Origin of the sequence: Corallococcus sicarius (assembly GCF_003611735.1) — a bacterium.
Classification (GTDB): Bacteria; Myxococcota; Myxococcia; order Myxococcales; family Myxococcaceae; genus Corallococcus; species Corallococcus sicarius.
The window spans coordinates 1-6,181 of the sequence record NZ_RAWG01000440.1 but is presented as its reverse complement, the minus strand read 5'-3'; the positions used below and the strand labels follow the sequence as shown (position 1 = coordinate 6,181).

Below are 6,181 nucleotides of genomic sequence, written 5' to 3'. Positions count from 1 at the left end.
CCCACCGCACCCGAGCCCGACGCCCGGGCGCGCCTCATCGCCGCGGGCCACCGCGTCCTCGCGGAGCGGGGCTACGACGCCACGACGGTGAAGGAGGTGGCGCGCGAGGCGGGGGTGAACCAGGGGCTGGTGCACTACTACTTCGGCAGCAAGGACGCGCTGCTGCTGGCCGTCACGCAGGAGGCGAGCCGCCAATACATGTCGGAGCTGGAGCGGCTGCGCGCGCAGACACCCGTGGAAGCACTGCCGGAGGTCGCCTTCGCCTGGGGCGAGAAGCTGGTGAAGGATGCGCCGGAGGTCTGCCGGCTGCGCTACGAGCTGTTCGCGCTGGGCCTGCGCAACCGCGAGTTGACGCCCGCCGTCGCGCAGCTCTTGAGCCAGGGCGACAGCGAGATTGCCCGCACCGTGGCGCACGTGCGCACCGGCCACGCCCCGGCCGCCGAGGACGCGCACTACGCCATCCTCATCAAGGCGTGCGTGGACGGGCTCGCGCTGCATCATCAGTTGGACAAGAACTTCGACCCGCTGCCGGTGTACGCGCTCCTGCGCCGCATCATCCTCGCGAGCATCGCGCCACCCGCCGCGCCCCGTCCGCCCGCGCGCAAGCCGAAGGCCCAGGGACGGCGCGCGACGCCGTCACCGCGTGCGCGCACGTCCCCGCGCACGCCCCGGCGCTGAGCAAGGCTTCCGCACGAGGTGCATGTCGGACCGCTGAACCCTGAACAGGGTTCATGGGAACACATGGCCAACATTCAGTGGCTCACCAACCCGGCGGGGCGCAGGATGCCGTGCATGGACTTCCAGCCCTCCGCCAGGACGACCGAATACCTGGAGCGCGTGAAGCGCTTCATGACCGACCACATCGAGCCGGTGGAGGGCGCGTACCTCCAGGCCCTGCACGCGACGGAGGCGGGCGGGGACTGGCGCCAGTGGAAGGTGCCGCCCGTGATGGCGGAGCTCAAGGCGCGCGCGAAGGCGGAGGGGTTGTGGAACCTCTTCCTCCCGGACGCGAAGCTGGGCGCGGGCCTGAGCACGCTGGAGTACGCGCCGCTCGCGGAGCAGATGGGGCGCAGCTTCATGGCGCCCGAGGTCTTCAATTGCAGCGCCCCCGACACCGGCAACATGGAGGTGCTCTTTCGCTACGGCTCCCCGGAGCAGCAGGAGCAGTGGTTGAAGCCGCTGCTCGCGGGCGACATCCGCTCCGTGTTCTGCATGACGGAGCCGGACGCCGCGTCGTCGGATGCCACCAACATGCAGGCCACCGCCGTGGTGGACGGCGACTCGGTGGTGCTCAACGGCAGGAAGTGGTGGTCCAGCGGCCTGGGCCATCCGAACGCGAAGGTGGCCATCTTCATGGGCCGCACGCCGGGAACCGGCGCGGACCGCCACCACCAACACTCCATGGTGCTGGTGCCCCTGGATGCGCCGGGCGTGGAGATCATCCGCATGTTGCCGGTGTACGGCGACCACGACGCCCCGCATGGCCACGGCGAGGTGCACTTCCACGACGTGCGGCTGCCGCTCTCCGCGCTCATCTCCGGGCCGGGCATGGGCTTTGAAATCGCGCAGGGCCGGCTGGGGCCGGGCCGCATCCATCACTGCATGCGGTGCATTGGCGCGGCGGAGCGCGCGCTGGAGCTGATGATCGACCGGGGCATGGGCCGCACCGCGTTCGGCAAGCCGCTGCTGAACCTGGGCGGCAACCGCGAGCGCGTGGCGGAGGCGCGCATCGCCATCGACCAGGCCCGCCTGCTCACGCTGTACGCCGCGTGGAAGCTGGACGACGTGGGCGCGATGGGGGCGATGACCGAGATTTCGGCCATCAAGGTCGTGGCGCCCAACGTGCTCCAGCAGGTGGTGGATGACGCCATCCAGCTGCACGGCGGCGCGGGGGTGTCACGCGACACGCCGCTCGCGGGCTTCTTCGCCCAGGCGCGCAGCCTGCGCATCGCGGACGGCCCGGACGAGGTGCACAAGGGCGTCATCACCCGCATCGAGCTCGCGAAGCGCGGCTTCTCCCGGGGGAGCTGAGCCGTGACGACTCCGGTCTCCATTCCGCTGGACGAAGGGAAGGCCGTGCGCTCCGGCGAGGCGCTGGACGTGGCCGCCGTGGATGCGTGGCTGAAGGCACAGGTGCCGTCACTGGTGGGCACGCCGGAGGTCACCCAGTACACGGGCGGCGCCTCCAACTGGACCTACCGCCTCAAGTACGAGAACCGCGACCTCATCCTGCGCAGGCCGCCCGCGGGCACCAAGGCGAAGTCCGCGCACGACATGTCACGCGAGTACACGGTGCAGCAGGCGCTCAAGCCCGCGTACCCGGTGGTGCCCACGATGGTGGGGCTGTGTCAGGACCCGGCCGTGCTGGGCGCGGAGTTCTACGTGATGGAGCGCATCCCCGGCCTCATCCCGCGCAAGCACCTGCCCCGGGGGCTGAACCTGGACAAGGCGCGCACGCGCCAGCTGTGCCTCAACGTCATCGACAAGCTCATTGAGCTGCACGGCGTGGACGCGCAGGCGGTGGGGCTCACGTCGCTGGGCAAGGGGCCGGGCTATCCGCAACGACAGATTTCCGGCTGGTCCGACCGGTACGAGAAGGCGCGCACCTGGAACGTGCCCCGGATGCGGTACGTGCGTGACTGGCTTTCGGCCCACGTGCCCCAGGACATCGCCACGTGTGTCATCCACAACGACTGGCGCTTCGACAACGTGGTGCTCCGGCCGGAGGACCCCACGGAGGTCATCGGGGTGCTCGACTGGGAGATGGCCACGCTGGGCGACCCGCTAATGGACCTGGGCAACACGCTGGCCTACTGGGTCCACGCGGATGACAACCTCGTCCTGCGCACCACGCGCCGGCAGCCCACGGACCTGCCCGGCATGCTGCGGCGCGAGGAGGTGGTGGCGTACTACCTGGAGCGCACCGGCCTGAAGCCCGCCAATTGGACCTTCTACGAGGTCTACGGCGTGTTCCGGCTCGCGGTCATCGTCCAGCAGATCTACTACCGCTATCACCACAAGCAGACGCGCAACCCGTCGTTCAAGAACTACTGGCTCCTCGCGAACTACCTCGCGTTCCGTTGCCGCCAGCTCATCAAGAAGGCGGGCGGCTGATGGGCGTCGTCTATCTGGTGCGGCACGGGCAGGCGTCCTTCGGCGCGGCGGACTACGACAAGCTGTCGGACGTGGGCGTGGAGCAGGCGCGCGTGCTGGGTGAATCCCTGAGGCCACGCCTGCCCCGGGTGGATGCGGTGGTGACGGGCACGATGCTGCGCCACCGGGAGACGGCGGCGGCGTGCCTCCAGGCGCTCGGGGTGGAGGTGGAGCCGAAGCGCATCGCGGGCTTCGACGAGTTCGACCACGAAGAGGTCCTGGTGCGCCACACGCCGCGCTACGCCGACGCGAGCGTGCTGCGCGAGGAGCTGGCCGCGACGAAGGATCCGCGCCGCGCGTTCCAGGAGCTGTTCACCCAGGCCGTCGCGCGCTGGGTCCAGGGCGGGCACGACGGCGAGTACAAGGAGTCGTGGTCCGTCTTCAAGGCGCGCTGCCTGGAGGCGATGACCGCGCTGGTCGCGTCGCTGGGCCCGTCGAAGACGGCGCTCGTGTTCACCTCCGGCGGCCCCATCACCGCCGTGAGCCAGGAGCTGCTGGGCATTCCGGATGAACATGCCTTCCGGACCAACTGGACGCTCGCCAACTGTGGAATGACGAAAGTCATCTACAGCGAGCGGGGCAGGTATCTGTCCACGCTCAACGAGCACGGCCACTTCGAGGGTGTGCACCGGGGGCTCGTCACCTACCGCTGAGGTGGGGGCTCGCGTAGCGTGGGCCCATGACGCGGTGCCTGCTCAACATCGACCTGGGGGAGCTGCCCGGGGAGGACGAACAGCTCTACGCGCTCGCGCACCTGGCCAACATCGCCTGTGGGGGACACGCGGGCGACGTGGACTCCATGCGGCGGGCCCTGGAGCTGTGCGAGCGCCACGGCACGCTCGCGGGCGCGCATCCGTCCTACGCGGACCGCGAGGGCTTCGGACGCAAGGCCCTGGAGGTGTCACCGGAGGTGCTGCGCGCGCAGGTGGCGGAGCAGTGCGGGCAGCTCGCCGCGCTGGCCCGGGAGCGCGGTGTCCCGGTACGGCATGCGAAGCCGCACGGCGCGCTGTACCACGCGGCCAATGCGTCCCCTGCGCTCGCGCGGGCGGTGGTGGACGGTGTGGTGGAGGCGCTGGGGACCAAGGTCACCCTCGTGGGTCCCGGCACGGGAGCGCTGCGGGAGGCGGCTCGGGCAGCAGGGCTCGGGTATGCGCGCGAGGGGTTCGCGGACCGGGGCACGTTGCCGGACGGTTCGTTGATTCCGCGCGGTCAACCCGGCGCGGTGCTGACGGACGTGGCGAGGGCCCGGGAGAACACGGTGCGGCTGGCCACGGGTGGCACGGTGGACACGCTCTGCGTGCACGGGGACACGCCGGGCGCGGTGGCGCTGGCCCGCGAGGTGCGCGCGATGCTGGATGCGCTGGAGCGACCACCGGAGCCGCTGGGCGACAGCGCGCTGCGGTTGGTGCTGCCGGAGGGCGTGGACCGGAGACTGGCGCGTGAGGCCCTGTGTGCGCTGCCCGGCGTGAAGGACGCGGTCATCACGGAGGCGCATGCCTGCGTGTACTTCGATCCGGTGACGCCGCCCGAGGACGCCGCGCTCGTGCTGACGCGGCTGCGTGTCACGCCCGTGTCCACGTTGGAACGGCCGCTCATTCGCATCCGCGTGCGCTACGACGGCGAGGACCTGCCGAAGGTGGCCGCGCACGCGGGCCTGTCGGTGGACGAGGTGGTGCGCCGTCACACGGCCCGCGAGTACACGGTGCGCTGCGTGGGGTTCCTGCCGGGCTTCGCGTACCTGGGAGACGTGGATCCGAGCATCGCCTGTCCACGACTGGCCACGCCGCGCACGCGCGTGCCCGCGCTCGCGGTGGGCATCGCGGGAGAGCGCACGGGGGTGTATCCGTTCGCATCGCCCGGTGGATGGAACCTCGTGGGCACGGCGCTGGACTTCACCGCGTTCGACCCGGCGCGCGGCGCGGTGATGCAGCTGGGCGACCGCGTGCGCTTCGAGCGGGAGGACGGATGACGGCCTGGGTGGAGGTGACGGGCCTGGGCGCTCCCGTGACGGTGCAGGACGGTGGCCGTCCGGGACACATGCACCATGGCGTTCCGCCGGGCGGCGCGTGGGTGCCGGAGCTGCTGGCCGCGTCCAACCGCGCGGTGGGCAATGCCTTGAACGCCGCGGCATTCGAAGCCCATGGGCGACTGGAGCTGTGCGCCCAGGGCCGCGACCTCCGCGTGTCCGTGGACGGTGCACCCGCACAGGTCCTCGTGGACGGAGCCACGCTCACCGTGCCCGCGCCCACGCGGTACGCCGTGCGCTACGTGGCCGTGGACGGCGCGCTGGCCGTGCCCGAAGTGCTGGGCGGACACGGCACGCTCCGGGTGGCCCACCTGGGCGGCTGGGAAGGCCGCCCCCTTCGCACCGGAGACCGCCTCCCGCTCGGAGCCCCGGGCACACCGCGGGAGCCCTCGGACGCGGACCTCCAGCGGCTCGCGGAGGCCCTGGACCCTGCCGCCCCCCTGCGCGTGCTCCTGGGCCCCGACACCGCGCGCTTCGGCGACGCGGCCGTGGCGGTGCTCCTGGGCAGCACCTTCACCGTGTCGCCCGCCAGCGACCGCGTGGGACAGCGGCTGGACGGACCACCCGTCCCGCATGGCGACGAGGGCGCCGGCACGTCCCGGCCCATGATGCGCGGCGCCATTCAAATCACCCTCTCGGGTGCGCCCATCGTGCTCGGCCCGGACCACCCCACCACCGGGGGCTACCCGTTGATCGCCGCCCTCATCCGCGCGGACTGGGGCCGCCTGGGGGCGCGTCGCCCGGGCGCTCCGGTGCGCTTCCAGGCCGTCTCCCTGGAGGAGGCCCGAGACGCCTGGATGAACCCCACGCACTGCCCATGAAGGCAACTTCCGGGTCCGTCCGGCCGATACTGAAAGCATGAGCCCCCCGAAAATCGGACCGCGCACCCCGACCACCCCCCGTCTGCCCGAGCCGGCCGCTCCGCCGCGCCCGCGCAACCAGGTGAAGCCGGAGCCCCGCGACCAGGGCATCTCCCGCTTCGATGCGCCGAAGGCCCAGAAG

Annotated in this window: 6 protein-coding genes; all 6 read left to right on the top strand. The window is 71.6% G+C overall.

All coding sequences use genetic code 11. The features are described from left to right. Positions 1–678, top strand: a 678-nt coding sequence (locus tag D7X12_RS38100) for a TetR/AcrR family transcriptional regulator (RefSeq protein ID WP_147443927.1), incomplete at its 5' end; no start/stop codon positions are given. Between the two features lie 114 nt (positions 679–792). Further along, complete coding sequence (locus tag D7X12_RS38095; protein WP_120630080.1) at positions 793–2,031, top strand: acyl-CoA dehydrogenase family protein; 1,239 nt, start codon at positions 793–795, stop codon at positions 2,029–2,031. A 3-nt stretch (positions 2,032–2,034) separates the two neighbouring features. Continuing rightward, the gene (locus D7X12_RS38090; RefSeq protein WP_120630079.1) at positions 2,035–3,114 is read left to right on the top strand and encodes a phosphotransferase family protein; all 1,080 of its coding nucleotides are present in this window, start codon (positions 2,035–2,037) and stop codon (positions 3,112–3,114) included. After that, entirely contained in the window at positions 3,114–3,806 is a 693-nt protein-coding gene (locus D7X12_RS38085; RefSeq protein ID WP_120630078.1) for a histidine phosphatase family protein, read from the top strand. Before D7X12_RS38090 ends, D7X12_RS38085 begins: the two co-directional genes overlap by 1 nt. 26 nt (positions 3,807–3,832) lie before the next feature. Further along, positions 3,833–5,122 (top strand): LamB/YcsF family protein, encoded by a 1,290-nt coding sequence (locus D7X12_RS38080; RefSeq protein ID WP_120630077.1) that lies wholly within the window; start codon positions 3,833–3,835, stop codon positions 5,120–5,122. Next, positions 5,119–6,000, top strand: a complete 882-nt coding sequence (locus D7X12_RS38075; RefSeq protein ID WP_120630076.1) for a 5-oxoprolinase subunit C family protein — start codon at positions 5,119–5,121, stop codon at positions 5,998–6,000. Before D7X12_RS38080 ends, D7X12_RS38075 begins: the two co-directional genes overlap by 4 nt. Positions 6,001–6,181 lie beyond the last annotated feature (181 nt).

Bases quoted from the DNA above. Each gene is read 5' to 3' on its own strand.
- D7X12_RS38095 (WP_120630080.1), top strand. From the start codon at position 793: ATGGACTTCCAGCCCTCCGCCAGGACGACCGAATACCTGGAGCGCGTG.
- D7X12_RS38085 (WP_120630078.1), top strand. From the start codon at position 3,114: ATGGGCGTCGTCTATCTGGTGCGGCACGGGCAGGCGTCCTTCGGCGCG.
- D7X12_RS38080 (WP_120630077.1), top strand. From the start codon at position 3,833: ATGACGCGGTGCCTGCTCAACATCGACCTGGGGGAGCTGCCCGGGGAG.
- D7X12_RS38075 (WP_120630076.1), top strand. From the start codon at position 5,119: ATGACGGCCTGGGTGGAGGTGACGGGCCTGGGCGCTCCCGTGACGGTG.